Source organism: Peribacillus sp. QJM3NY_7 (assembly GCF_056173225.1).
This window is the reverse complement of record NZ_CM149663.1, coordinates 586,807-612,821: the sequence shown is the minus strand read 5'-3', so window position 1 is coordinate 612,821 and position 26,015 is coordinate 586,807. Positions and strand designations below refer to the sequence as shown.

Sequence of the window (26,015 nt, the reverse complement as noted above, 5' to 3'; positions counted from 1 at the left end):
CTGGCCTTTTTTCTGCTTACCTTTCATAACTCACTAACATGATAATACTTGTAAGAAAGCGGGCATAAAATCATACCTAGTAGTAGTATTGGTGCCGTACTTGAAGTTTCAACAGCACCTATTCACAGTTATTCTAGAAACTTTCGAGATTGAGGGATATTTCTTTACTGAGGATTTAAAACTTGCCTCTCTCCAATTTTACGGGCTATGTCATTGTCACAAGCTTCTACAAGTGCCCGGATTAGAGGTTTCAATTTCTTTTCTTTTGAGGATTAACTTACATGAACAAAGGGAATAGAAGCAGATAACCTAAGTAACTATTCAGGAGTGATGCCCAGATGAATAAGTCGATCCAATTTTCAAAGAAACTTATTAAAGAAATAAAGGAAGATCGTGTGACCGGGCTGGCAGCAGAACAAGCTTATTACTATTTACTGGCACTATTCCCTTTGCTCATATTACTGCTGTCCATATTACCTTATCTGAACATCGATATTCAGACAGCCCTCGACACAATCAAAACCTTCATGCCTGCGGAAACGATGGAAGTCATCGAGAAAAATATCATCAACATATTATCTGAACGGAACGGCGGCTTACTGACCTTTGGTATCCTTGGAACGATATGGTCCGCATCCAACGGAATGAACGCGTTCATCCATTCCATGAATATCGCCTATGATGTGGAAGAAACAAGGAATTTCATTAAAGCCCGCTTCATTTCCATTATACTGACATTAGGCCTGGTTGTAGCATTCATCGTCATGTTAGGTCTCCCCGTCTTTGGAAAGGTCATCATCGAATTATTACAGCAGGTCATTCCGATCCCAGAAGAAACGCAAATCTTATTCAGCTTATTACGGTGGGTCATCGCGGTTGTGGTCATCTCACTTGTCCTGGCCTTTTTATATCGCTTTGCACCGAATAAAAGTTTCCCCATTAAACATGTCATCCCTGGCGCAGTTACCGCAACTGTACTTTGGCTTGGAATATCACTTGGATTTTCATTCTATGTCAGTAACTTTGCCAACTACTCTTCCACTTACGGCAGTTTAGGAGGCGTCATCATCTTGATGCTATGGCTGTATTTGAGTGGTCTGATTTTTGTGATCGGCGGAGAAATCAATGCAATTCTTCATCGCCAAAATTCCATTCCAAAAAAACAGTCACGCACGATCGTTCATCCTGTCCCGCTTAAAAGATAAAATCAAGATTGAAAAGCGGCTGTCCCATTCGGACAGCCGCCTTTCTAATTAACCCTTATTGACAAACTCTTCATATCTTTCATCATGGGCCAGCCATGCAGCGTATTTCCGCTTCATGTATTTTTCCGCTTCCGCAAATGTATCGAATGTTTTTTTCTGTTGTTTTCCGTTGATTTCAACAATCCATTCCTCTTCTTCATCTTCATAGATGAATATATCCTGTTTGTCTCTTGTTGAATATAGGCAACCCTCTGGGGATCCTTTTACATTCAATTGATTCTTATGTGCGTCTCGTTTAAGGGGCTCGGCATAGAAGGTCTTTTCAACATATTGGCTATATGCCTTTTCGGACATCGTACAACCGGCGGCTTTTTGGTGGCCGCCACCATCGTACTTGCCAGCAACCTCAGAAACATCTATATCATCGTGGATTGTCCGGAAGCTGATTCTTTTGCTTCCTACCATCAAGATGGCTATATAATCCAGATGTGAGAACTCTTTCGACAGTTCATTTCCCAATTCCGAGTGGTATGACTCTGCATGGACAACACCAGCTGTATGGGGACCGACCGTAGCTTGATAAACTTCTCTTTTTTTCCTGTTTATGTACCGATCCACTCGACTCTCTTCAACATTCAGAAGCGTTTGCTCCACTTCGTCAAAAGTGAAACTTTCAGCCGTGGACAGCTTATTTGCGATTTTCATTTCGAATTCCTCTATCGGAATCATGAAAAACAGGTCATTCAATCGCTTTGCCGTTGTATTTTTATTGACTTCCCATTCCCAAGTATCATATTGACGGACCAATTCAACGAATTCAGCGACAATGCTTGAAGGTTCCAGCAATTTATTTTCAACTGCATACTGATAGAATAATGATGTGGCTGCCGTCTGTTTACCATCTTCCTGTTCGACAGTTACAGATGCCCAATCATGTTCGTTCAAATGCAGTGCTGACTTATGATGATCGATCAGCAGCGCCTTGCCTCCATCTTCCACAAACTGAGTAATCATTTTTTCATTATCTTCATCAACCGATAGATCAGTAACGATCAATGTATCTTCAATCTTGGCCTGCTCAAGAAATGCACCTACATTCTGATTAAGGCGACCAATTGAATTATAACTAACCACTACTTCATCTCCGAATGCCAGCTTTGCTACAATGCCGCACCCGACTCCATCCAAATCATTATGTGTAAAGAGATGGTACACACAAACCCCTCCTAATAACTAATAAATTTACTTTTCCCTAAAGACATGAATTTCAATTGCAATCTTTACAATTGTAGCATAATCATATCTGCATATTTTATCATGCTTCCATTACGTGACGCTTTTGTTCGTTTTTTTTTCGATGAATTTCCTAATGATTCCTAATTCCCCATAATTTATAATAATAAATAATGAAAAAACACATTACTTTGAAATCGGGGTATTTCCAGTGAAGGAGTTTCGGTGAGTGTCGAAGAGCAGCATTAGCTAATCGATCAATGGCTAACTTTACGAACTTTAAAGAATTGCCAGATGGTTGAAGAAAGTTGACTCAATCAGACCACGATCCGGCACATCAAAAAAAAGCCGCAGGAATGTCATTCCCTGCGGCTTCCTTATGTGAAATCACTGTTCAATCAATTTTCCAAGGTTGGCCATTTCAATTGCACTAACGGCCGCTTCATAGCCTTTGTTACCTGATTTTGTTCCAGCACGTTCAATGGCTTGTTCAATATTCTCAGTTGTCAGCAAACCGAAGATAACCGGTACACCTGTTTCCAAAGAAACGGAAGCCATGCCTTTAGCTGCTTCATTGCAGACATAATCATAATGTGAAGTAGCACCCCTGATTACCGTTCCAAGACCGATTACCGCATCATATTTACCTGTATTCACAAGTTTCTTAGCAATTAACGGAAGTTCAAAAGCACCCGGGACCCACGCGATGTCAACATCATTCTCATCAACGCCATGACGCTTAAGGCCATCCATTGCCCCTCCTAAAAGCTTGCTTGTGATAAACTCATTAAATCTTCCTACCACGATTCCTACTTTCAATCCTGATCCGATTAATTGTGCTTCAATAGTTTTCCCCATGTCTAATTCCTCCTAATTTTTAAAAACAATAATTTTTTCATGTTAAGATTTCATTCCTTAAAAATCTTTCAAGCTTTCGGGATGTTCATTTCAAGTTCCTGTTTCCCGATTGGATCATTATGTTGAAGATACCGAACCAAATCGGCTATCGTAATGAACTTCAGGTTAAATTTATCAGCGATGACTTCTAAATCGGATACGCGGGCCATCGATCCATCTTCATTCATGATCTCACAAATTACACCGGCTGGAGCGGCACCGCATAACTTCGCCAAGTCCACCGATGCCTCCGTATGTCCTGCCCTTCTTAATACGCCGCCTTCTTTAGCGACTATCGGAAAAGTGTGACCAGGCCTTTGGAAATCTTCTGCGACCGAATCTTCATTAAGAAGCTCAAGGATGGTCAAGGACCGTTCAAAAGCACTGATTCCTGTAGAGGTGCTTTTATGATCGACACTTACCGTAAAAGCAGTGCAATGATGATCGGTATTTTCGCCTACCATAGGATGCAGTTTCAATTTTGCCGCCAGTTGTTCAGTGATGGTCGTACAAATCAAACCACGTCCATGAGTCGCCATGAAATTAATCGCTTCCGGTGTCGCCTTTTCGGCCAACACTACAAAATCCCCTTCATTTTCACGGTCTTCATCATCGGACACGATTACTACCTTGCCAGCCTTCAAATCTTCTATTGCTTCTTCTATTGTATGGAACATCATTACACCGCCCTTTTATTAGAATCCATGCTCTGCCAAAAACTCTAAATTCAGTCCTGGTTTTGGATTGCCATTTTTCATTTGATGTATTATATATTTCCCAATCATGTCGTTTTCGATGTTAACGATATCGCCAGCCGCTTTTTGTCCCAATATGGTGTCCTGATGAGTCAATGGAATCAATGATACCGTCAAAAGGTTCCTTTCGATCCCAAATATCGTCAAGCTTGTTCCATCAATGGCCACGGAACCTTTTGGAATGCAAAAGGCACTAAGCCCTTCTTCCAGTTGGATTACATAATATACGGCATTTTCTTTCCGTTCTTTTTTTATGATCGTTCCGGTTCCGTCGATATGACCTGAAACAAAATGACCGCCAAATCTTCCCTGTGCACTCATGGCTCGTTCGAGATTAACAGGTGATCCCAATTTTAACGTCCGGATCGAGGAAGCTTTGACCGTTTCCGGCATCACGTCGACCGTAAATAAACTTTTCGTGAAGGACGTTACCGTTAAGCAGACCCCGTTGACTGAAATACTATCCCCCAGATGCACATCTTCAAGGATTTTTTCAGAACGAATCGATAACTCCATACTGCTTTTTCCTTTTTTCAAGGAATGTACGGTACCGATATCCTCAATGATTCCCGTAAACATGTTTTTCCCCCTTTTATAAAATATAAAAAACCCCTTAGGATGGCCTAAGGGGTTAGCAGGAGAAATGAGTGAAAAAAATTGTATACCTAAAAAGCCTAATATTTTCATTTTCGAAAAATTAGGCGTACGTATACACTTGGGTTCCACACGTCCTTCTCCCATCCAGACTGTACTGTCGGCTTTGGAATCTCACCAAATCCTGCCTTTTAACAGGCTCGCGGGCTTAGAATTTCTTCATCACCGCCGGTTGGGATTTTCACCCGACCCCGAAGGACTAAAATAATATGAATCTTTGAATATTTTATCACCATAAAGTGAAGATGTAAAATTTCTAACCTTAAATGGTTCAATTGTTACAGGAACTTCCTAACTTTATGTAAAAATGATCCCCATTAACCCCGATGTGCTCCAAAAAGGTTAGGCAGGCTAAATATGTGGAATAGGATTAGAGAATCAAACTTCATATAAGGAGGAAGCTTAATGCTTATTTCCATCATCAACCTGATTTTCTATCTGTTCGTCGTCACGATGAATTTTTTAGCCAATTTCCTGCCATTGAACGGCCAGACATCAGGAGAGATTTCCGATAAACTTCATGTCGTTTTCACTCCTGCCGGATATGTATTTTCCATATGGGGCTTGATCTATTTCCTTCTCGCCATCTGGGTATTCAGGCAGTTTTTAAGTAAACATCAAAACAGCCCTGCTTATAAGGCATCCTTCCCTTGGTTCACTTTAAGCTGTGTCCTGAATGGCGCTTGGCTTTTAGCTTGGCACTATGAACACTATTTGTTATCCGTATTCATCATCATTGCTCTTTTGGCTACTTTAATAGTCATTTATACAAGCATAAAAAAAGTGGGACACACTACTTTCGACCTATTTCCGTTTTCCGTCTATACAGGCTGGGTAAGTGTTGCAACGATCGCTGACATTTCTTATTACCTAACCTATATCAAATGGGACGGTTTTGGGGTTTCCAGTTTAACCTGGACGATCGTCCTGCTGATTGCAGCAACAATCCTGGCCTTTGTCTTCGCAGGTAAAAACCGGGATTGGTGCTATCCTCTCGTATTCGTTTGGGCGTTCATAGGCATCGGGATACGAAATAGCTCCGCCTATCCTGTAATCACGGACATTTCTTATATCCTTGCTGCCATCACTTTTATCATATCCATAACCATATTCATAAAAAGTAGAAGGAATATGGTAGCCTAAAATGCTTGCTGAAGATCTTGCCATACATCCTGCCAAGCTTCTAGGCCAACTGAGAGACGGACCAGCTGGTCACTGATGCCCATTTGTTCCCGTGAATCTTCAGGAACGGCAGAGTGCGTCATGGTAGCGGGATGCTGGATCAATGTTTCGGCATCCCCAAGACTTACGGCAATTTTAATTAGATTCAATTTATTGAGAAATTCCTGTGCATCCTGTTTTGTGCCATGCAATTCGAAAGAGATAAGGCCGCCGCCATGTTTCATCTGTTTTTGCATGATATAATGATCCGGGGAAGTTTCATCACCTGGATAATATACCTTTTTCACCTTTGGATGGTTCTTAAGTTCATGAAAGATTGCCATTGCATTGGCCGAATGACGGTCCATCCTGACGGGCAAGGTCTTTAACCCCCGCAATAGTAGCCAGGCGTCGAATGGTGAAATGATTCCACCGATATCTTTCTGTGTAGTCCCAGCCATATGATTCATGAATTCCTTTTTACCGACGACAAGTCCCGCAACGACATCCCCATGCCCGCAAAGATATTTCGTAGCGCTATGAAGGACGATATCACAGCCATACTCAAGCGGTCTCTGTAGGTAGGGCGTCGAAAATGTATTATCGACTACGACCGTCACATTATATTCCTTCGCAACTTTCACCACCATCTGTAAGTCAATCATTTTCATCGTCGGATTGATCGGGGTTTCTACATAGATGCAGGTCGTTTCCGGCCGGATCATTTTCCTAAGCTGTTCTTCAGTATCCATTTCACAAAAATCATGAGTGATCCGGTATTTATTTTTCATTAGCTGCAGAAGGCCAAATGTACAACCATATACCCCCTGTGAGCAGAGGATGTGATCATCTGTTTTAGTTAACGCAAAAAGTACTGCTGAAACGGCAGCCATGCCTGAACCGAAAGCAAGGCCAGCTTCCCCGCCTTCCAGTGCGGCAATCTTTTCTTCAAGCACTTGTACCGTTGGATTTCCAAGGCGAGAATAAATATATCCATCTTCGATACCGGCAAAACGCCTCTCCCCTTGCTCGGCATTTTCGAAAGTGAATGTTGAGGTTTGGAATAAAGGTGTTGCCAAGCTTCCCAAATGCTTCTTCGAGTCATATCCTTCATGGATGACTGCCGTTTCAAATTGTTTATACTTTCTTGTCATACCGTTTCCCCCTAACCTATGTCTATTGCTATCATATGTCAAAAACCCATATTAAGGAAGCGTTTTCATTCATGATTATCACCCATAAATGAACACTGAATTTAGTAAAAATAAGCTTCATTCTGTTCAGTTGGATCCTGCAAATTGAGCACCTCTTTTAATTTTTAATTCTTACGTGAATTCCAAAAAAAAGGGACAGCCGCCATGGCCGTCCCTTTTTTGCGAATCATTCATCGACTACGATGTTTCCACCATAGAAGGTTACTCTCGTTAATGGTAACTCCAGTTCACGAGCCATTTTTTTCAACTCTCGCTCTTCTCTTTCCGTTACGATTGAAATGACCGTGCCATCTGCACCTGCACGCCCAGTTCTCCCGGATCTATGGATATATTGTTCGATATTGTCAGCCATATCAATATGAACGACCGCAGTAAGGCCTTTAATATCGAGCCCCCTGGCAGCTACATCCGTTGCTATCAGCATCGGGGATTTTCCGGAACGAAGCTTACGCAGTGCTTTCTCCCTGTCGACTTTATTGGATTCACCGTGAAGCACGCCCATTTCAATACCTTTATAACTCAGCTTTTCATGTAAGACGCTAAGCTCCGCAATATCATTCAGGAAGGCAAGTGCCTTCACATCTTTAAGTCTTGTGATTTTCTCGAGAATCTTGGACTTCTCCCGTCTCTCAACAACAAAGTAAAGATGGTCCACCTTGGATTCCATTTTTTCATTTTTATCGACCTTGATCATTTCGGGTTCATTCATGAATCCCCTGGCCGCTTTTTCCGTTTCCTCTGGCAGGGTTGCTGAAAACACCATGATTTGCCGATCTTTTAGTGTTGTTTTGATAATATTATTGATCGTTCCCATATGCTCTGGAATGATCAATTGGTCACCTTCATCAAGTACTATCGTCTTAACTTCATGCATCTTCAGTTTCTTTTGGGCAATCAATTCGTAAATCCGCCCCGGTGTTCCAGCAATCACCTGTGGACGCTTCTTCAGTTTGTCCAACTGCCTTTTCACATTAGCACCGCCGATGAATGCTGCACCCATTATGCCGCTTCCCTCTGACCAAATGCGAATTTCTTCATTGATCTGCATGACCAGTTCCCGTGATGATGCCAGAATCAAAGCTTGGGGCGATTTTTTTTCAGGATCAATCTTTTCCAGCAATGGCAGTAAATATGCCAATGTTTTTCCTGTACCTGTCGGTGATTCGGCCATGATATCCATTCCCTCGACAATCACGGGGATCGCTTTCGTTTGTATCGGGGTAAGTTGTCCGAATCCGGACTTTTTCCAGGCTTCTTGTATATATGGTTTTCTATCGTTTATTAATGCAGGTAATTCGCTCATATTGTTCTCCTTTAATATAAAACTTTTTCTATCTTTCATAGTACCATTTATTCTTGTCCAGTAGCCAACGGAATACGAATTGTAACCGTCGTCCCTTTGTTTATCTCACTTTCAAAATCCATTTCCCCGTGAAGGCGATGAACGATTTTCCGGCAAATTGCAAGCCCGATCCCTGAACCTTTTTCCTTCGTCGAGTAAAAAGGCTCACCAATCCGTTCAAGGCGCTCGGGTCCCATTCCCATGCCATTGTCACTTACGCTGACTACAGCATGTCCATCGATGATTTGCAGCGATATATCAATTTCCCCATTATCTTCGATCGCTTCAATGCTATTCTTGACGATATTGATTACCAACTGTTTAAGTTCAATTGAATCAGCCATAATATAAATCGGTTCGGCGGTTTTAATCCTTAGCCCCATTTCGATATTATTCAAATTCGTTTCTGCTTTCATCAACGTGAATACCTGTTGTAAACTGTCGGCAAGATCGATCCTGCAGAATGCGACATCCTGTTTCTTCCCGAGAACCAAAAGTTCACTTGAAATAATATTGATTCGGTCAATTTCCTTCAACATGATATCAGAATGCAGCGGGTTCACTTCCTGGGTCATATCCATTAACTGTACGAATCCTTTTAAAGATGTCAGCGGATTCCTTATCTCATGTGCGACGGCTGCAGCCAGATGTCCGATAACAGATAGCTTTTCAGACATGATCATCAATTCCTCTTCGCGCCGCAATTCGGTGATATCCCTTACGATGGCATATACTCCAAGCATTTCCGAGTGGACGATGATCGGTAAAAAAGTTACACGGATTATCCGTTGTTCATCACTGCTATTCTGTATGGTCGTTTCGAATTTTACAGCCTCCCCTTGAAGGGACTGTTGAAAGAATTTAGCTACTTTATCACTTTCATTCCAGTTGATGAGATGATTCGCATTCTTGCCTTTCAAATTTTCACTATGATGACCTAACAGTTTTTCTGCTTCCGGGTTTATCGAAACGACATTTCCTTCGAGATTCAGCTCAAGGACACAATCCGGGTTATGCTTGAACAGCGACCGATACTGTTCATCCTTCAGAATGAATTCCTGTTGGGACCTCAGCATTTTCCCCGTCCAATACCTGATTATGAAGTACAGGAAAAGTCCGGTTATGAATATGAACATCCACCCTTTGGAATGTTGAAACATTGCATATATCTGAACATCTGACCTTGCCTGCGTCATAGAGATGTAATCCGTAATGATAATCCATAAGACCCCAATGAATATATATATAAAAGCCACTTTACATGCAATTTTATGAGATTGGTTCATATTTTTTCCTTTGTATTGTTTTTTGGTTTATTATTCCCAAATCACTCAAAAAAAGCCCTCATGTTTTCAACATAAGGACTCTATCGATATTGTAACATATATATAGTAATCATTGTTTTATATCGTTAAAAAATCCAGCAGCATTACTACTGGATTTTCAATAAATCAAGAGAGGTCTTTAATGGCTTGATTGAATTCTTCTTCGATATCTTTTGTAGGCTTGGCCGATAGTAAGCTGAAAACGACCACCGCTATTGAACCAGCGATGAAACCAGGAATGATTTCGTATATTTCAGCAAACCTATCGATCATATCCCAGACGATCACGGTTGCCGTACCGACAATCATTCCCGCCAAGGCTCCCCATTTCGTCATCCGTTTCCAGTACAGGCTTAACAAAATGACAGGACCGAATGCCGCTCCAAAACCAGCCCATGCATAACCAACCAATTTAAGGATCGTACCGCTTGGATTAAAAGCCAATAATAGGGCAATGGCAGATATCGCCAATACGCCAAACCAACCTACCAGCACTAATTCTTTATCAGATGCGTTCGGCCGAATGAACTGCTTATAGAAATCATCTGTCAGAGCACTTGCCGATACTAACAGCTGTGATGCAATCGTACTCATGACCGCTGCTAAAATCGCAGCCAACAAGAAGCCTGTAATTAAAGATGGAAACAGTTCTTTAGCTAATATGATGAAGACGGACTCAGCATTCCTATCCCCTAAAGGACTATTTGTCAGGTTAAAATATGCTATCCCCACCAATCCGGTGAACATCGCTCCAACAATAGCAAAAATCATCCATCCCATGCCGATTCGCCGTGCACTTTTCAATTCTTTAACAGATGAGACCGCCATGAAGCGGACGATTATATGAGGCTGCCCGAAATAACCAAGCCCCCATGCCAGAAGAGATATGATGCCAATGGTTGATGTTCCTTCAAAAACATGCAATAAATTCGGGTTAATCGATTTTATTTCATTGAAGGTGGGATCCCAGCCCCCAATATTTACAATCGTGACAACTGGTACTAGAATTAAGGCAATGAACATGATTGTACCTTGTACAAAGTCCGTCCAGCTGACAGCCAGGAATCCGCCAAATAATGTATAAAGAATAACAACGCTTGCCGTCAGCCAGATACCCCACCGGTAATCTAAATTGAAAGCCGTACGGAAAAGCTCACCGCCTGCCACCATGCCTGAAGAGGTATAAAAGGTGAAGAAAATTAAAATGACCGATGCTGATACCACTTTTAAGACGCGGGAGCCATCTTTAAACCGATTTCCCAAAAAGTCGGGAATCGTAATCGAATTGCCGGCAATTTCCGTATATGTCCGAAGCCTTGGTGCCACGAATAACCAGTTTAAATAAGAGCCTGCACACAGGCCGATGACAATCCAGCCAGCACTCAACCCGCTTATGTACATCGCACCAGGAAGACCCATCAACAGCCAGCCACTCATATCGGAAGCCCCTGCACTCAATGCCGTTACAGCCGGCCCCAAGTTCCGGCCGCCAAGCATGTAATCGGTTAAGTTAGCCGTTTTCCGATAGGCCAAATAACCAATTAAAAGCATACCTGCCATGTATATTGCAATTGATATTATAATTCCATATTCCAAAAATGAATCCTCCTATTTATAGGTTAATTTTCATCTTGTAAGCTTATCAGAAAAAAAAACATATGTTAAGAAGTTCTTGCACCTTTCAACGATTTCACTTTCAATATAAGTAAGAAAATTCATTTTATTAGAATAAATCATTTAGGAGGAATACGCCATGCAATCCTATATCAATCAGCCAGATGGAGTCTTTCCCTCTGTTTGTTCTCTTGACTGTCCTGATCAATGCGGTTTACTGCTGCACAAAAAAGATGGGAAAATCATTAAAGTTCAAGGAGATCCTGATCATCCAGTCACAAAAGGGAATATTTGCAACAAAGTCCGCAACATGACTGCCCGCCTATATGACCCCAATCGCTTAAAACAGCCATTAAAGCGCATCGGTCCGAAAGGAAAAGGGAATTTCGCTCCAATCAGCTGGGAAGAGGCCATTGATACAATCACTTCCAAATGGAAAGACTTGATTGAAATGCATGGACCGGAAAGCATACTTCCTTATAGCTTTTACGGAAACATGGGCAACCTCAGCGCCGAGGGGATGGATCGCCGCTTTTTCCACAAACTCGGCGCAAGCATGCTCGAGCGTTCCATTTGTAATGCGGCAGGCTCAGTCGGATACAGCTATACAATGGGTGGTTCATTCGGCATCGATCCAGAAGAAACGATTCATACGAAGCTTTTCATCATGTGGGGCATCAACGCTGTGAGCACAAATATGCACCAAGTGACGCTTGCCCAGCAAGCCCGAAAAAACGGGGCCAAAGTAGTTGTCATTGACGTTCATAAAAACCAAACCGGCAAGTGGGCAGATTGGTTCATTCCGATTCTGCCCGGCACCGATAGTGCACTTGCCCTCGGATTAATGCATATTCTTTATGCCGAGAATCTAGTCGACCAGCCCTTTCTCGATGAATACACAGTGGGTGCTGCTGAATTGCGCGAACATGTCCGCCAATATGACCCTGCGACCGTCTCCGCGATAACTGGCGTTCCCATTGATGACTTATATGAACTTGCCAGGATGTATGGCACCACAAGCCCATCATTCGTTCGGATAGGCAATGGCCTGCAGCACCATGACAATGGAGGCATGGCGGTACGTACCATTGCCTGCCTGCCTGCCCTTACCGGCCAATGGATGGAGGAAGGCGGCGGAGCCATCAAAGGGAATTCAGGATATCTGGCCTTTAATATAAATGCCTTAAGACGTCCTGATTTATTGCGAAATAAAGCTACCCGGACCATTAATATGAACCAAATCGGCCAAGCTCTTATGGAAAAAGAAAACCCGATTCGCTCTATGTTTGTATACGGCTCCAACCCAGCACTTGTCGCTCCGAATGCAAATAAGGTGCAGGAAGGTCTAATGCGGGAAGATCTATTCACAGTGGTACATGATCTATTCTTAACCGAAACGGCCATGTTTGCCGACCTCGTCCTTCCTGCCACGTCATCTTATGAAACGGAGGATTTTTATAATTCATATTGGCATAATTACGTCCAAATACAAAAACCTGTAGTCGAAAAATATGGCGAATCGAAATCGAATGTTGAATTGTTCAAACTGTTGGCTGCTGGAATGGGATTTGGGGAACAAGCATTTGGAGATTCAGAGGAAGATATGATACGGCAGGCTCTGGATTTTCCCGACAACCCGCATTTGGAAGGCATCACCTATGACTCCCTTTCAAGGAATCAATTTGTCAAAGCCAAAATGCAGCCGATGTTCCCAGGCAAACTCCCGACACCAAGCGGTAAAATCGAACTTTATTCCGAACGGATGAAGCGGGATGGATTCGAGCCATTGCCCACATATACGCCTATCATAAAAGACAGCGACCTGCCATTTTTATTCATTCCGGCACCTAATCACAATTTCTTGAATTCAACCTTTTCTAATAATGCCAAACATATCTCCATGGAAAAGGAACCGAAACTGCACATGAATGCCGCTGATGCCAAAACAATGGGGATAGCCGCCGGAGATATGGTTAGAATCTGGAACGGTCGCGGTGAATGCTTGCTTACCGCTGCTCCCGGTGAAAATGTGTTACCAGGCGTTCTTGTCAGCCAAGGCTTGTGGCAGAATACGCCCGAAACAAAGCAACACATCAATTCCCTTACCCCAGATCGCCTCGCGGATATGGGTAATGGCGCCGTTTTCTTTTCAGGACGGGTTGATCTTGAAAAAGTCCAACAATAGTAAAGAAATGTTTAGCAATCTATAACTATATCTGCGATTCTCGGATTATATCTCCGATTTTCGGATTTTTATCTCCGATTCCGGATTATATATCTGCGATTCCAGGATTTTATCTCCGATTCCGGATTATATAACTGCGGTTCTAGAATTATATCTGTGATTTTCGGATGATATATCTCCGATTCTCGGATTATATCTCCGATTTCGGCTTTTTATCTGCGGTTCTCGGATTATATCTCCGATTTCGGATTTTTATCTGCGGTTCTCGGATTTTATCTCCGATTCTCGGATTATATCTCCGATTTCGGATTTTTATCTCCGATTCTCGGATTATATCTCCGATTCCATAGAAAAAAGGCTGTTCCCCAAGGAACAGCCTTTTTTCGTCAAGCTATTTACTCTCCATCAAACCAGCCTGTTGGCTGGATATCCAAGTTATTATTGATTTGCTTCACTTCAGTGTAAGCTTCGTAACCGAAAGTTCCCAGTTCGCGTCCATTTCCACTTTGCTTGAACCCTCCCCAAGGAGCTTCGTTATAAGTCGGATGATATGAGTTTATCCACGTGATGCCGGCACGCACTTTTTTAATGACACGGTACGCTTTTGAGATATCATTCGTGAACACCGCTCCCGCTAAACCATATTTCGTATCATTGGCAAGTCGAAGAGCTTCCGCTTCATCCTTGAACTTTTGAACGACAAGCACCGGTCCAAAAATTTCTTCCTGCACAATCCGCATATCCGGTGTCGTATCAACAAAAATAGTAGGTTCGACAAAGTAACCTTTATCCATGCCTTCTTCTTTAATTCGATTTCCACCGACGATTAATTTGGCACCTTCTTCTTTTCCGATTTGGATATATGATAATATTTTGTTCATATGGGCTTCTGAAACGATAGGTCCCATCTGGCTGTTTTCATCAGAACCTGAACCTACTTTGATTTTTTTCGCCTTCGCAGTAAGACTTGCAATGAACTGATCGTAAATGGACTCTTCCAATAGTAAACGGGAGCCTGCTGAGCACACTTGTCCTTGATTACAGAAAATCCCGTATAGAGCATAATCAACTGCAGTCTCAAAGTCAGAATCCGCAAATACGATATTAGGCGATTTGCCGCCGAGCTCCAATGTGACTTTCTTTAGGTTACCCAGCGAAGCCTCCATGATCTTACGTCCTGTTGCCGTACCTCCTGTAAAGGCTACTTTATCGATTTCCTCATGCTCTGCAATGGCTTGTCCGACAACTGGCCCCGCTCCTAACACAAGATTCGCGACACCTTTTGGCAATCCTACCTCATCCATGATTTCAAATAGTTTGACCGCCGTCACCGGAGTGACCTCAGATGGTTTGAACACAACGGAATTTCCTGCAGCAAGCGCCGGAGCAAGTTTCCAGGCTGACATCATTAGTGGGAAATTCCAAGGAACGATCTGCCCGCATACACCGATCGGTTCCCTTACGACCATCGCTTGCTGGCCGTCAGGAACTTCAAAAGTCTGACCTGTCGGTTTTGTGGCCAATCCTGCATAATATCTAAAACATGCTGCCGAATCAGCTATATCAAAACGAGCCTCACGCAATGGTTTCCCATTATCCAATGTTTCCAACGCAGCTAGTTCTTCAGCTTTTTCTTCTATTTTGTCGGCTATTTTGAATAAAATGCGAGCTCTTTCGACGGCAGGAGTTCCCCACCAACCACCTTCATAGAAAGCATATTTTGCTGCCTCGACCGCTGCATCCACATCTTCCTGTGTTCCTTCCGCTGCTTTGGCAATAACTTCCCCCGTGGCCGGATTCAATACATCCCTCTTCTCACCCGAAGTCGAATTCACCCATTCCCCATTGATGAACATCTTTAAGTCCAATGCTCCCGTTCCTTCTTTTTTCGTATTATTTTGCAAAGTTTCCTGCATGTAATTTCCTCCTCTGTTTTAAGTTATCTACCTATATATAAATATGAGCAAGATTCATGCCAGTTTGAAATTTTAGGTAACTCACGTTTTTTTGCCCTTTCCTGTCATATTTAAATTCAGTCGTGAATTACCTATTCATTTTTGCATAACCCATAGGCAAAACTTCTTCCAATTTTCACAGAAAAAAAGAGATGAGCAGCTGCTCACCTCTCTTCTGATTAATTCCGATTAATAATGACCAATTTCATTTCCGTCATTTCTTCAATGGCATATTTCAATCCTTCGCGCCCAGTCCCGCTTTTTTTGACTCCGCCATATGGCATGTTGTCAACACGGTAAGTTGGGATATCATTAATAATGACACCGCCGACTTCCAATTTTTCTGCGGCAGAAAGAGCTAGATTGATATTTTCTGTGTAAATCCCGGCCTGCAATCCGAATTCGGAATCATTGACAAAGTCAATCGCTTCCTCCACGGAAGAAACCTTATTGATCAAAACTATTGGAGCGAAGACCTCCTGGCAAGATACCTTAAGCATGGCATCCACTTCCAGCAACACAGTGGGATGCAGGATATTACCTTCAGATTTACCTCCTGCTGCAACTATCGCCCCGTGTTGTTTAGCTTCACCGATCCAATCCAGGCTTCTCTGTACATCCCCGGCGCTGATCAATGCTGAAATATCCACAGACGGGTCCAAAGAATCTCCCAGTTTCAAGCCATTCGTTGCTTCCGTGAATTTTTTGACGAACTCATCATACACCTCTTCATGAACATAAGCGCGCTGTAAGGAAATGCAGACCTGCCCTTGAAAAGCGAATGCTGCCGATACACAGCGTTGGATGATTTTATCAATATCGATCCCTTTATCCACGATGACAGCCGCATTCGAACCTAGTTCAAGACTCACTTTCTTTAACCCGGCCTTATTACGGATCCCGATTCCTACAGCCGGACTTCCTGTAAATGAGATGCTCTTCACCCGTGAATCGGTGACTAATTTATCACCGATTACCGAACCGCTTCCAGTAACTAAATTAAACGCACCTGCCGGCAAATCCGTTTCGGCCAATAATTCAGCAAGAAATAGTGAAGATAGCGGTGTTTGGCTCGCAGGTTTCAGGACGAGTGTATTTCCGGCAGCAATGGCCGGGCCCACTTTATGGGCAACCAGGTTCATCGGAAAATTAAATGGCGTAATCGCACCCACAACGCCTAGAGGCTCACGGACCGTGTATCCTATCCTTCCTTCTCCGTCAGCTGTGGCATCCATCGTCAATGTTTCTCCATGAATCCTTTTTGCTTCCTCTGCTGCAAATTTATATGTGGCAATCGTCCGGGATACTTCAACCATTGCCGTTTTAATCGGTTTCGCTGCCTCTTTTGCAATAATTTCAGCTGCCTCATCTTTGCGGCTTTCCAAAAGGCTCGCAAGCTTTTCAAGTATGGCAGCGCGTTTATGACTAGGTAAAGCTGCCATCGTTTTTCTAGCTTGATAGGCTGATTCTATGGCCAACTCGACATCTTCAAGGCTTGCCGAGGGAATCTCCGCTAGGACCTCCCCGCTATAAGGGGACTTTAGTGTCGTGAACTTTTCAGCTTCTTGCCATTTACCATTAATGTATAATTTCTTTTTCAGCGTTTCCGTCATGACCATCACTTTCACCTCTTATAAAATTTCTTTTTCGACTGCAGTAAATGTCTCATCAAGGATTTCAATCATTCTTTCGACTTCTGCTTTAGTAATGATTAAAGGCGGTGCGAATACGAGTGTATCTTGATCAAACGTAACTGAACGGCAAATCAAACCATTCTTCGCAGCTTCAGCAACAAGTCTTGGAGCAAGCTGTGTCTCAAAGCCTTCACCTGTTTGTTTGTCCTTTACGATGGAGATGCCCCCAATTAGTCCAAGTGCCCTCACATCACCAACAATCGGATGTTTGCTTTGGAGCTTCTTAAAGCCGGCAAGCAACTCTTCACCACGCTGTTTCGAGTTTTCTATAAGGTTTTCACGTTCAATTATTTCAATATTTTTCAAAGCAACCGCACATGCCATCGGATGGCCACTGTATGTGTAGCCGTGTAAAAGCGTACCTTTTGAAAGGGCAATGAAATCCTGATGCATCTTATCATTCAGGACGACCCCGCCTAACTGTGCATATCCGCTCGTCACACCTTTTGCAAAGCACATCATATCAGGCACAACACCAAAGTGTTCAATCCCAAAATAAGTCCCTGTTCTTCCGAAACCTGTAATGACTTCATCCGTCACCATCAAAATGCCGTATTCATCACAAATTTCCCTTACTTCCTTAAAATAGCCTTCAGGAGGAAGGTTCACGCCACCGGCCCCTTGAATCGGTTCAGCGATAAATGCCGCAATCGTTTCCGGTCCTTCCTGTTCTATGACCTTACGCAACTCCTCAATGGAGGAACCGTCCACATGATAAAAATCAGGTGCGATTGAATTCGTGAAATCCCTGAACGGCTTCAGGCCAGTCGCACTTGTAGCTCCCATTGCCACTCCATGATAGGATTTCGAGCGGGAAATTATTTTTTGACGATTAGGCTGCCCTTTCAAAAGCCAGTAATGACGAGCAAGTTTGATCGCCGTATCATTCGACTCCGATCCACCTGAAGTGAAGAAAACTGCATTCAAATCCCCAGGCGCGATGGATGCGATTTTGGCCGCCAAACGGATTGCCGGCTCATTGCTGAAAGTGGCGAAACTTGAGGTGAAAGCTAATTTGGCCATTTGTTCCTTCGCGACTTCAGCCATCTCTTCTTGTCCATGTCCAATATTCACATTCCAAAGTGAAGCCATGCCATCAATGACAGTCCTGCCCGTGACATCCGTAAGATATATTCCCTTCCCTTCCTTAAAGATGAAACTTGGACCATCTGCCTGCTGCTGTTCGATTGCCGTGGTCGGATGAATAAAATGCTTTTTATCCAAATCGATTAATTCCTGAATACTCGTAGTCTCTTTAATCATGTAAAAAACACCCTTCTCATGTAATGGATTTTTTCAAGCTAGTTTATTTTTATATTTATAGATGTAGCAAGATGCATGCCAAATTATATGGGCCTGATATTAAAGGTATTCAAGTTAAAACGATTCATATATAAATCAATAGGAGCATGTGTTGATTCACATATAAATCATTTGATTCACATTCGAATCAATCAACTCACATTTATTTGATTAACTACTGAATGACAAGCATTTTTTCGAATCCCCCTCTTTATTTCTAATTGATGTTACAAAACCTGACACACAATGTTGAATTTTCGGAAGATTTGTATTATTATCATGTTAATATTTTTTCATTCCTTTTGAGCCGCTATGTTAATCTAAATGAAAGAAGTTGATATATATGCAGGTAGGATTTGAACTGTATCAAAAACAAACCTTGAAGTTGTCATTAACCCCTGAATTACAGCAATCGATCAATATCCTTCAATATTCCACCCATGAACTGATAGATTTCCTGAACCGACAGGCTTACGAAAATCCCGTTCTCGAAATTAGCTTTAAAGAACCCCCCTCATCGCACAGTATTCGTACAAATAAAATAAATTCTCAGATACGCAGTTCTTCCTCTAAAAGTAAAGGTTTCAACGGAGACAATGATTACAACCCTATCAACAATCATTCAGTCAGCACAGAAACACTTGAAAGGCATTTACTGGAACAATTGAGTTTACTAAGTTCATTGAATGCATTTGAAAAGAAGATTCTCCAATTTTTGATTGGAAACTTAAATGATTATGGATTTCTAGAATTGGATGTCCATTGGACTGCTTCGCATTTTTCCGTACCCGTGGAAGAAATCGAAAATATGATTCAAATATTGCAATCCCTTGACCCTATTGGAGTCGGTGCTAAAGATCTGGCCGATTGTTTACTCATTCAGCTGCGTGAGCATGAGAATCACAATGAATTGGCGTATAAGATCGTTAAAAAGCACTTAGAAGATTTAGCAGAAAAACGCTACAGGAAAATTGCCGCCCTTCACCAAGTGACCGTTCAGGAAGTACAAGAGGCCTCGGATTTCATCCGTACGTTAAACCCGCGTCCTGTCAGTCACTTTTCCGATGATATGACTCATTACATCGTTCCGGACGTTTACGTGGAAAAAGATAAAGAAGGTTTTCTGATAACGGTCAACGATAGCTGTACACCTAAACTTTCCATCAATCCTTACTACAAGAACCACGTCGCCATCAATTCCGTTAATCCAGCTAAAGATTATATAAAAGGGCACATAAATGATGCCCAATTACTGTTAAAAGGGCTCGAACAAAGGCAAATGACGCTTTACAAAGTGACCGCGTCAATCGTGGAGGAGCAGCATGAGTTTTTCATGAAGGGAATTACAGGATTAAAACCTATGACACTGAAGGATATTTCGGAAAAACTTCAGCTTCATGAATCAACGATCAGCAGGGCGACGAGCAATAAATATATCCAGACGCCGCATGGCCTCTTTAAACTAAGGAACTTCTTTACTAGAGGGTTACACCGCGTGAACAGCCCATCAACCGAATCAACGGCCACCATCAAAGAAAAAATAAAGGTCCTGATTGCCGATGAAGATAAAATAAAGCCTTTTTCAGATCAGAAACTTTGTCAAATATTCGAAAATGAAGGGACGAAGATTTCCCGCCGCACTATTGCAAAATACCGTGAAGACCTCGGTATACCGGGATCTTCAAAACGGCGCAGATTTTAAAATCAAACCGAATTTTTAAGAAGACTCTTACAAATGAGAATCTATTGTAAGAGTCTTCTATATTTTCCACCCCTGAACCAGGGGCTTAATAAACAGTTTTGGAATCATAATATATCGGTTTATTTATTCCCCCATTTATCCTCGAAAATAAGTTCATCCATCAGCCTTCTTTTTTCCCAATTAGCAAGTTCAAGAATGGGTTTATCCGGATATTGATCCGTATAGCCAATCGACAGGAGTGCAACAGGTTCTATATGCGGCGGAATCTCCAAAATATCACGAATATCATTTTTCTTATAAAAGCTTACCCATCCCATTGCCAATCCTTCCGCATAGGCAGCCAGCCACATATTTTGAATGGCGCAGGCAGTGGATAGGATATCGGTTTCCGGAATGGAGTTCCTCCCTAAAACATGGGAGCCCCCCCGTGTCGGGTCGCATGTAACACAAATTGTATACGGTGCTTCTTTTAACCCTTCCACTTTCAAACTAAGAAACTTATTTTCTTTACCTCCTTCATAATGAATGGCTAGGGCCCTTCTTTCTTTATCCGCTGCCCATGCCAAACTGTTCTTGGTTTCCTGAGACGAAATCACGATGAAACTCCAAGGCTGCATGAATCCTACAGACGGCGCATGATGTGCAGCATCCAAAATTCTGCGGAGTATATCCTTTGAAATGGGCTTTGGCAAAAAACTCCTGATATCCCTACGGTTATAAATGGCTTTATATACGGCAGCTTGTTCTTCATTAGTAAACATAGTTTCCCCCCTGTTTCCGGCTCCCCGGAAATTTATCTAAACATACAATATATTTTATAGGTAAACCCTTACAATTAAAATATCCGCTGGCTCAGCTCATTCCGTCCACAACAAGATCCGCTCTTTCTTGAGGCCTTTGCACACCCACATAGAGATCTTCATGAACCATCCAATTATCCTCCCACATTTGACGCGCATCTTCACCATCCCGCTCAAGGCCACGTTTCAAACGCTGATCACGGGGACATTCCACCCAAATCGTGAAATCATGGTACCCTGCCAATTCTTTACGGATGGAATACGTTCCTTCTATAATCACAAGGCCCCCAGCAGGAACTTCATGCCATTCGGCCATAGTGTCCGTTTCCCAATCATACCTTTGATATCTTGCTTCCTTCCCCTTTGTAAGCGGTTTTAGGATTTGGTTACAAACCCGTTCCCAATCATAATCCGCCCCGATAGGCTTTTGGGATGGAGGCAGTTGAGCCCTTTCCGATGACGGCAAATAAAAATCATCCATATGAACGGCCACGCTACCTGGACATTCTGCTTGGATACGGGCAGCGAGTGTACTTTTTCCAGATCCACCCCGGCCATCTATAGCCAATATATAGAGTGAGCGTTTTTTGGAAATTTCGTGAATTTCAGCTATAAGACTGCTGATCGTATACTGTCCATTAAGTGTTGGAAAGTTCATAAGCATTCCCCCCTATATACTTATTTCTATTAATCCTCCCTTAAACTCCTTCCTTGAGGGGGATAATTTAAAAAAATAAGAAGAAGGTGCTGATATTGAATAAAAACCAATTTGCCCCCAGCTTCATGTCTGATTAAAGAAACAGAGGAGGAAAAGGGCCCCTTTCCCTCCTCTTCATGGAGAAACTGTCTACGATCAAACGGCTAGACTTTCCATGTAATGGACTTGAAAACTTCTTGTTATAGACATATATATCGGAGAAAGGCCTTCGAATGTTCGAATGCCGACTTGATGCAATGTCATATAATGACCATCGATTTGAATACGCCATTCGGATCTGCGATTGAAACCTGATCAGATCAGCAAATAAAACGGCTTAGCGGCATTATGCTGCCAATTGGGGACTTGCCGAAGAAAATGATTTGGCTGATACCGACCTCTTTCTCGCAGATCCTGAACTTCAACTTAGCCTCCATGGATACTAATGGCCGCTTCCCAATAGGTTTTCCTGTTCTGCGAGCATTACGGCTATCTTATCCTGGATTGCCGTAATGCCTTTTTCTTCTACAAAATTATTCAAAATGATTGAAAATATGATTTTTTCCCCTCTTTTGGTCGTCACATAACCTGATAAGGAGCTCGTACCTGAAATTGTCCCTGTTTTCGCGCGGACATTCCCGGCTGCAAGTGTCCCTTTCATCCTCTTTCTAAGAGTACCGCCCACCATCCGATTTTCGTTGCCTGCAATCGGTAAAGCATTCAAGTAAGCAGGAAACCACGATTTTTCCTGAATGGCATACAGCAGCTTCGTTATTTCATTCGCTGGAATCATATTGACTTGGGAAATTCCAGACCCATCACGCATCATGATCGTTTGCATATCGAGACCCATACTCTTCAGCTGATTTCGAGCAACCTTCAAACCATCCTTCCAGCTTCCCTCCCCATCTGCCTCTTTGCCCATTTCCTTCACCAAAACCTCGGCATGGCTGTTATTGCTCAATTTCATGAAAGGAATAAGCAGCTGTGAAAGCTTCATGGACTGATGAGTGGCAATCATATGCGCTCCTACTGGCGTTTTCCCTTTTTTCCTTTTTCCCAACACTTTAATTCCATATTTCTTCATTGATTTTTCAAATAGGCTCAAGGCATATTCTGTGGGATCTTCCACCGAGACCCACTCTTTGGTCACCCCGGCATCTTCCGGAATGGTCCCGGTCACCGTAATGACTTGTGTGCCATGAGACCGTTCGATTTCAATCTTATTATTAGCATCTGCCGATACAGTTTTCGTTTTGTTGATGGCCTTCACGTAATCGGTTTCAGGCTCCAGCTTTACCGTTGCCCTCTTTCCAGCCTTTTCCCCAGGAGCTAACTCCACGATGATGGTACCGGTATCGTAATCTTCATTCGGGGAAGCAGTTAAAGCCGAAACGGCTGCACCGTAATATTCCTGTTCATCGCCCCAAACTAAGTCTTGAGAATAACGAACATCATCATACCAAGAATCGTCCCCTATAAGATCCCCGTGAACGAACTTGACTTGCCTTTGCTTCAGTGAAGCTGCCAGCTCATCAAAATCCTTTTCCAATAATGTGGGATCCCCTTTTCCCTTCAGGTATACATTCCCCTGCAGAACATGGCCAACCTGCACTCCTTTTATGTATAGTTCCGTTTGAAAAGTATGATCTTCCCCTAAAGTTTCAAGCGCGGCTGCTGCTGTCAAAAGCTTAAGATTCGAAGCAGGCCGCAATCTCGTTTGCGATCCCCGTTCATAAATCATTTCCCCCGTTTCAGCTGAACGGATGGAAATTCCCGTCAACGCCCCAGCCAATCCTGGCGATTGCTCCAATGTTCGTTGAATTTCCTGCCCTAGGTTTCCATCATCATTTGCAGCCTGCATCGATTCTCCATTAAAAAAACAAATCAAAAACAGGAAGAATATAAAACTCAACTTCCTTTTATACGTCAAACCTATCACTCCCACTCTAGAAACTAACCACTTCTATCTTGTCCATTATTCGGTCATATAAAAAGAAAAGATCCACTAGAAAACTCCTTATTTATACATACTCGGGAAACTGCAGGATTATTCGCCCGCCACTCCACGGTATGCGGCTGCATAGTTTCTATACATATACCTTTAATAGGGAACTTTTTTGCAAGATAATCCGTATAAGTATAAAGACATAGTAAGGAGTGAATATATGTATTCCAAGATACAGCCACCAACGAAGAAAATATCCAAAGAATCAGTGAAGGTGTGGCGGATAACTGAAGCCATTACCAATCTCATTATCCTCGCCGTCCTTGGCCTCCTATTATTTGTTGATGATTATTTCACTTGGAAAGAATGGATTGGATGGATTTTAAACGGACTTATCGTATTATCTTTTTTCCATGCTATCTGGTCCATCTTCATTGAACCGATACTTTTGCAAAAGTATTGGCGATACGACGTGAACGAAGAATTCATTCAAACAAAACGTGGAGCCTGGAATGAAACGCATGAACTCATTCCGATGACGAAGGTTCAATCCGTCAAATTGAACCAAGGACCGTTTTTGCGAAAATACAACCTTTATTCCCTAAGCATCGGAACAATGGGCGACTCTCATGACATACCGGCCATCCCCGAGAAAGAGGCGTATGAATTACGAGATAAAATTGCCCATTTCGCAAAAATTAAGGAAGTGGATTAATGATGGAAGAACACGCAAAACGATTACACCCTTTCAAAATCCCTTTCGAATTTTGGAAATTGCTGAAAGGAAATGTATTTTTCATAATCATGCTTTATGTCCTGAATTTCGGTTCTGAAAAGATGTATATGAAGGTACTCCAAATCGGCTTTCTAGTTTATTTGGTTTGGAAAGTCATTTCTGTCATCCTTAGATGGTATACATACAAATACCAAATCAAAGAAGGTACCTTATACATCACTTCAGGGCTTGTCTCGAAATCGTATCGAACTGTCCCGCTTCATAAGGTTCAGAATGTCCAGCAACGCACGACGTTATTTCATAAGATTTTCAGATTGACCTCTTTAACATTCGAAACGGGGATGACTGGTGATCAGGGTAGCGTACCTTTCGAGATGATTTCCCGAAAAGAAGCCGAACGGCTTGAGGGGGAATATGCCTCAAAACAGGAACTTCCGGTTATTGATATTTCCGAAGAACGAATTGCTGAGGATATGGAACCAGCCATTGAAAAAACGATCCATTTCACTCCTAGCAAACATGATGTGCTGAAAGCTTCCTTTACATCACTCAGTTTCCTGGCTCTTATCCCGATATTGGCTACGTTATATAATACACTCGATGATTTTATTGATTTGGAGAACACCGAAGGGTTTCTTGCCAAGTTATTGGATACATGGTGGATCATTACCATCGTTATTGCAGGCCTCATATGTGTCGCCGTTGCCTTCGGAATCGTTTCCACATTCGTTAAATATGGAAAATATGAAATTTCATCCGATCACGAGCGCATATATATCAAGAAAGGTGTACTGGACGAATCCGCTTTTTCCATTCGGAAAGAAAAAGTACAAGCAGTCGAAATCACCCAATCAATCATTAAAAGAGTGCTGGGGTTGGCAGAAGTGAAACTGATCAGTGCAGGAAGCACCGGTGATGAAGAGCTGGAAACGAACACCCTCTATCCCTTTTTATCAATTGAACGGGCATATGGGATGGTAGAAGAGATTTTACCCGCTTACAAAGTGGAACGATCAATGAGGTCACTATCGAAACAGGCCTTCAAAATCCGAATGCTGCGACCTAGCTTTTTCTGGATTCTCACAACATTGGCGATTTATTATTTCAAACCCTCCCTATGGTATATCTCGCTGATTCTACTCGTCCTCATTTATACATTGAGAATAATGGATTACAAAAATAGCCGTTACTTGTTAAATGATGAGTTCATTCAGTTCAAATCCGGAAGTTTGGAAACATCACTATTCATTACCAAAAGAAGCAAGGTCATTCAAATTGAGGTGGAACGTTCGAAGCTGCAAAAGTTTTTCGGGCTTGCCACAATTGAAACGATCAACCGCTCCAAGCCTGTACACCATACAAAGCTCCAAGATGTATCCGTTGAATATGCAGACGAGTTTTACACATGGTATATGAACAGGACAAAAAATATCCAATTCGAATAGTATTCAATGAATGAAAGAGTTGACAATGGCAGTCAGCTCTTTTTTAATCCACTATATTCCACCCCCTTCCCACCTTTGCACTTCACGACAAAATTAATATTGGAATTTTCTAACTTGTCCCTTCAAAAAAAGCGAAAGAAGACCGAAATAT

The 26,015-nt window shown here is 42.4% G+C and carries 19 protein-coding genes, 1 pseudogene and 1 riboswitch; of the genes and pseudogenes, 6 read left to right on the top strand and 14 right to left on the bottom strand.

Annotated elements, in window-relative coordinates:
• Window positions 1–338: 338 nt before the first annotated feature.
• On the top strand, window positions 339–1,205 hold the full coding sequence (locus tag AC0VX1_RS02940) for a YihY/virulence factor BrkB family protein (RefSeq protein ID WP_057278615.1): 867 nt from the start codon (window positions 339–341) through the stop codon (window positions 1,203–1,205).
• A 48-nt stretch (window positions 1,206–1,253) separates the two neighbouring features.
• Here AC0VX1_RS02940 and AC0VX1_RS02935 read toward each other — a convergent pair whose 3' ends face one another.
• The 4 genes and pseudogenes from AC0VX1_RS02935 to ribE all read right to left on the bottom strand — a co-directional run bounded on the left by AC0VX1_RS02935 (window position 1,254) and on the right by ribE (window position 4,669).
• Window positions 1,254–2,420 carry a DHH family phosphoesterase gene (locus tag AC0VX1_RS02935; RefSeq protein WP_134784046.1) on the bottom strand — a complete coding sequence of 389 codons (1,167 nt, stop codon included), beginning with the start codon at window positions 2,418–2,420 and terminating at the stop codon, window positions 1,254–1,256.
• Window positions 2,421–2,825: 405 nt separating this feature from the next.
• Window positions 2,826–3,296: a 6,7-dimethyl-8-ribityllumazine synthase gene (gene ribH / locus AC0VX1_RS02930; protein ID WP_034305700.1), complete on the bottom strand. Its 471-nt coding sequence runs from the start codon at window positions 3,294–3,296 to the stop codon at window positions 2,826–2,828.
• A 77-nt stretch (window positions 3,297–3,373) separates the two neighbouring features.
• A pseudogene (ribB, locus tag AC0VX1_RS02925) lies at window positions 3,374–4,012 on the bottom strand (3,4-dihydroxy-2-butanone-4-phosphate synthase); the annotation flags it as partial.
• 18 nt (window positions 4,013–4,030) lie between these two features.
• Window positions 4,031–4,669, bottom strand: a complete 639-nt coding sequence (gene ribE / locus AC0VX1_RS02920; RefSeq protein ID WP_034305702.1) for a riboflavin synthase — start codon at window positions 4,667–4,669, stop codon at window positions 4,031–4,033.
• 146 nt (window positions 4,670–4,815) lie between these two features.
• Window positions 4,816–4,947, bottom strand: a riboswitch (FMN riboswitch).
• A gap of 202 nt (window positions 4,948–5,149) precedes the next feature.
• On the opposite strand from ribE, the gene AC0VX1_RS02915 reads away from it, so the two are divergent.
• On the top strand, window positions 5,150–5,887 hold the full coding sequence (locus AC0VX1_RS02915; RefSeq protein WP_475469807.1) for a TspO/MBR family protein: 738 nt from the start codon (window positions 5,150–5,152) through the stop codon (window positions 5,885–5,887).
• Here AC0VX1_RS02915 and megL read toward each other — a convergent pair.
• The 4 genes from megL to putP all read right to left on the bottom strand — a co-directional run bounded on the left by megL (window position 5,884) and on the right by putP (window position 11,382).
• A complete protein-coding gene (gene megL, locus AC0VX1_RS02910) occupies window positions 5,884–7,059 on the bottom strand; it encodes a methionine gamma-lyase (protein WP_475469805.1) in 1,176 nt (391 codons plus the stop codon). The two genes, AC0VX1_RS02915 and megL, sit on opposite strands and share 4 nt — an antisense overlap.
• A 226-nt stretch (window positions 7,060–7,285) precedes the next feature.
• Window positions 7,286–8,422 carry a DEAD/DEAH box helicase gene (locus AC0VX1_RS02905; protein ID WP_475469803.1) on the bottom strand — a complete coding sequence of 379 codons (1,137 nt, stop codon included), beginning with the start codon at window positions 8,420–8,422 and terminating at the stop codon, window positions 7,286–7,288.
• 47 nt (window positions 8,423–8,469) lie between these two features.
• On the bottom strand, window positions 8,470–9,747 hold the full coding sequence (locus AC0VX1_RS02900; RefSeq protein ID WP_475469801.1) for an ATP-binding protein: 1,278 nt from the start codon (window positions 9,745–9,747) through the stop codon (window positions 8,470–8,472).
• Between the two features lie 165 nt (window positions 9,748–9,912).
• Entirely contained in the window at window positions 9,913–11,382 is a 1,470-nt protein-coding gene (gene putP, locus AC0VX1_RS02895) for a sodium/proline symporter PutP (protein ID WP_475469800.1), read from the bottom strand.
• Between the two features lie 157 nt (window positions 11,383–11,539).
• Between putP and AC0VX1_RS02890 the strand changes: the two genes are divergently transcribed.
• A complete protein-coding gene (locus tag AC0VX1_RS02890; protein ID WP_475469798.1) occupies window positions 11,540–13,585 on the top strand; it encodes a molybdopterin oxidoreductase family protein in 2,046 nt (681 codons plus the stop codon).
• Window positions 13,586–13,980: 395 nt separating this feature from the next.
• On the opposite strand, the gene AC0VX1_RS02885 is transcribed toward AC0VX1_RS02890, so the two are convergent.
• The 3 genes from AC0VX1_RS02885 to AC0VX1_RS02875 all read right to left on the bottom strand — a co-directional run bounded on the left by AC0VX1_RS02885 (window position 13,981) and on the right by AC0VX1_RS02875 (window position 18,497).
• Entirely contained in the window at window positions 13,981–15,501 is a 1,521-nt protein-coding gene (locus AC0VX1_RS02885) for an aldehyde dehydrogenase family protein (protein WP_475469796.1), read from the bottom strand.
• Window positions 15,502–15,719: 218 nt separating this feature from the next.
• Complete coding sequence (locus AC0VX1_RS02880) at window positions 15,720–17,153, bottom strand: aldehyde dehydrogenase family protein (protein ID WP_034306540.1); 1,434 nt, start codon at window positions 17,151–17,153, stop codon at window positions 15,720–15,722.
• A gap of 18 nt (window positions 17,154–17,171) precedes the next feature.
• Window positions 17,172–18,497 carry an aminotransferase family protein gene (locus tag AC0VX1_RS02875; RefSeq protein WP_048685056.1) on the bottom strand — a complete coding sequence of 442 codons (1,326 nt, stop codon included), beginning with the start codon at window positions 18,495–18,497 and terminating at the stop codon, window positions 17,172–17,174.
• Window positions 18,498–18,879: 382 nt separating this feature from the next.
• On the opposite strand from AC0VX1_RS02875, the gene rpoN reads away from it, so the two are divergent.
• Entirely contained in the window at window positions 18,880–20,238 is a 1,359-nt protein-coding gene (rpoN, locus tag AC0VX1_RS02870) for an RNA polymerase factor sigma-54 (protein WP_475469794.1), read from the top strand.
• A 119-nt stretch (window positions 20,239–20,357) separates the two neighbouring features.
• Here rpoN and bluB read toward each other — a convergent pair whose 3' ends face one another.
• The 3 genes from bluB to dacB form a co-directional block, all read right to left on the bottom strand.
• Complete coding sequence (gene bluB, locus AC0VX1_RS02865) at window positions 20,358–20,999, bottom strand: 5,6-dimethylbenzimidazole synthase (RefSeq protein WP_063577443.1); 642 nt, start codon at window positions 20,997–20,999, stop codon at window positions 20,358–20,360.
• A gap of 91 nt (window positions 21,000–21,090) precedes the next feature.
• Window positions 21,091–21,696 (bottom strand): uridine kinase family protein, encoded by a 606-nt coding sequence (locus tag AC0VX1_RS02860; protein ID WP_475469791.1) that lies wholly within the window; start codon window positions 21,694–21,696, stop codon window positions 21,091–21,093.
• Window positions 21,697–22,177: 481 nt separating this feature from the next.
• Window positions 22,178–23,599, bottom strand: coding sequence for a D-alanyl-D-alanine carboxypeptidase/D-alanyl-D-alanine endopeptidase (dacB, locus tag AC0VX1_RS02855; RefSeq protein WP_475471690.1), 1,422 nt, complete (start codon window positions 23,597–23,599; stop codon window positions 22,178–22,180).
• A 304-nt stretch (window positions 23,600–23,903) separates the two neighbouring features.
• Between dacB and AC0VX1_RS02850 the strand changes: the two genes are divergently transcribed.
• Window positions 23,904–24,398 (top strand): PH domain-containing protein, encoded by a 495-nt coding sequence (locus tag AC0VX1_RS02850; protein ID WP_063577446.1) that lies wholly within the window; start codon window positions 23,904–23,906, stop codon window positions 24,396–24,398.
• Entirely contained in the window at window positions 24,398–25,864 is a 1,467-nt protein-coding gene (locus tag AC0VX1_RS02845) for a PH domain-containing protein (RefSeq protein WP_475469789.1), read from the top strand. Before AC0VX1_RS02850 ends, AC0VX1_RS02845 begins: the two co-directional genes overlap by 1 nt.
• Window positions 25,865–26,015: the final 151 nt, after the last annotated feature.

What these genes read in the sequence shown, in the direction of transcription:
- AC0VX1_RS02940 (WP_057278615.1), top strand. Translation starts at nt 339, where the DNA reads ATGAATAAGTCGATCCAATTTTCAAAGAAACTTATTAAAGAAATAAAG.
- ribH (WP_034305700.1), bottom strand. Translation starts at nt 3,296, where the DNA reads ATGGGGAAAACTATTGAAGCACAATTAATCGGATCAGGATTGAAAGTA.
- ribE (WP_034305702.1), bottom strand. Translation starts at nt 4,669, where the DNA reads ATGTTTACGGGAATCATTGAGGATATCGGTACCGTACATTCCTTGAAA.
- AC0VX1_RS02915 (WP_475469807.1), top strand. Translation starts at nt 5,150, where the DNA reads ATGCTTATTTCCATCATCAACCTGATTTTCTATCTGTTCGTCGTCACG.
- megL (WP_475469805.1), bottom strand. Translation starts at nt 7,059, where the DNA reads ATGACAAGAAAGTATAAACAATTTGAAACGGCAGTCATCCATGAAGGA.
- AC0VX1_RS02905 (WP_475469803.1), bottom strand. Translation starts at nt 8,422, where the DNA reads ATGAGCGAATTACCTGCATTAATAAACGATAGAAAACCATATATACAA.
- AC0VX1_RS02900 (WP_475469801.1), bottom strand. Translation starts at nt 9,747, where the DNA reads ATGAACCAATCTCATAAAATTGCATGTAAAGTGGCTTTTATATATATA.
- AC0VX1_RS02890 (WP_475469798.1), top strand. Translation starts at nt 11,540, where the DNA reads ATGCAATCCTATATCAATCAGCCAGATGGAGTCTTTCCCTCTGTTTGT.
- AC0VX1_RS02885 (WP_475469796.1), bottom strand. Translation starts at nt 15,501, where the DNA reads ATGCAGGAAACTTTGCAAAATAATACGAAAAAAGAAGGAACGGGAGCA.
- AC0VX1_RS02880 (WP_034306540.1), bottom strand. Translation starts at nt 17,153, where the DNA reads ATGACGGAAACGCTGAAAAAGAAATTATACATTAATGGTAAATGGCAA.
- AC0VX1_RS02875 (WP_048685056.1), bottom strand. Translation starts at nt 18,497, where the DNA reads ATGATTAAAGAGACTACGAGTATTCAGGAATTAATCGATTTGGATAAA.
- rpoN (WP_475469794.1), top strand. Translation starts at nt 18,880, where the DNA reads ATGCAGGTAGGATTTGAACTGTATCAAAAACAAACCTTGAAGTTGTCA.
- bluB (WP_063577443.1), bottom strand. Translation starts at nt 20,999, where the DNA reads ATGTTTACTAATGAAGAACAAGCTGCCGTATATAAAGCCATTTATAAC.
- AC0VX1_RS02860 (WP_475469791.1), bottom strand. Translation starts at nt 21,696, where the DNA reads ATGAACTTTCCAACACTTAATGGACAGTATACGATCAGCAGTCTTATA.
- dacB (WP_475471690.1), bottom strand. Translation starts at nt 23,599, where the DNA reads ATGCAGGCTGCAAATGATGATGGAAACCTAGGGCAGGAAATTCAACGA.
- AC0VX1_RS02850 (WP_063577446.1), top strand. Translation starts at nt 23,904, where the DNA reads ATGTATTCCAAGATACAGCCACCAACGAAGAAAATATCCAAAGAATCA.
- AC0VX1_RS02845 (WP_475469789.1), top strand. Translation starts at nt 24,398, where the DNA reads ATGATGGAAGAACACGCAAAACGATTACACCCTTTCAAAATCCCTTTC.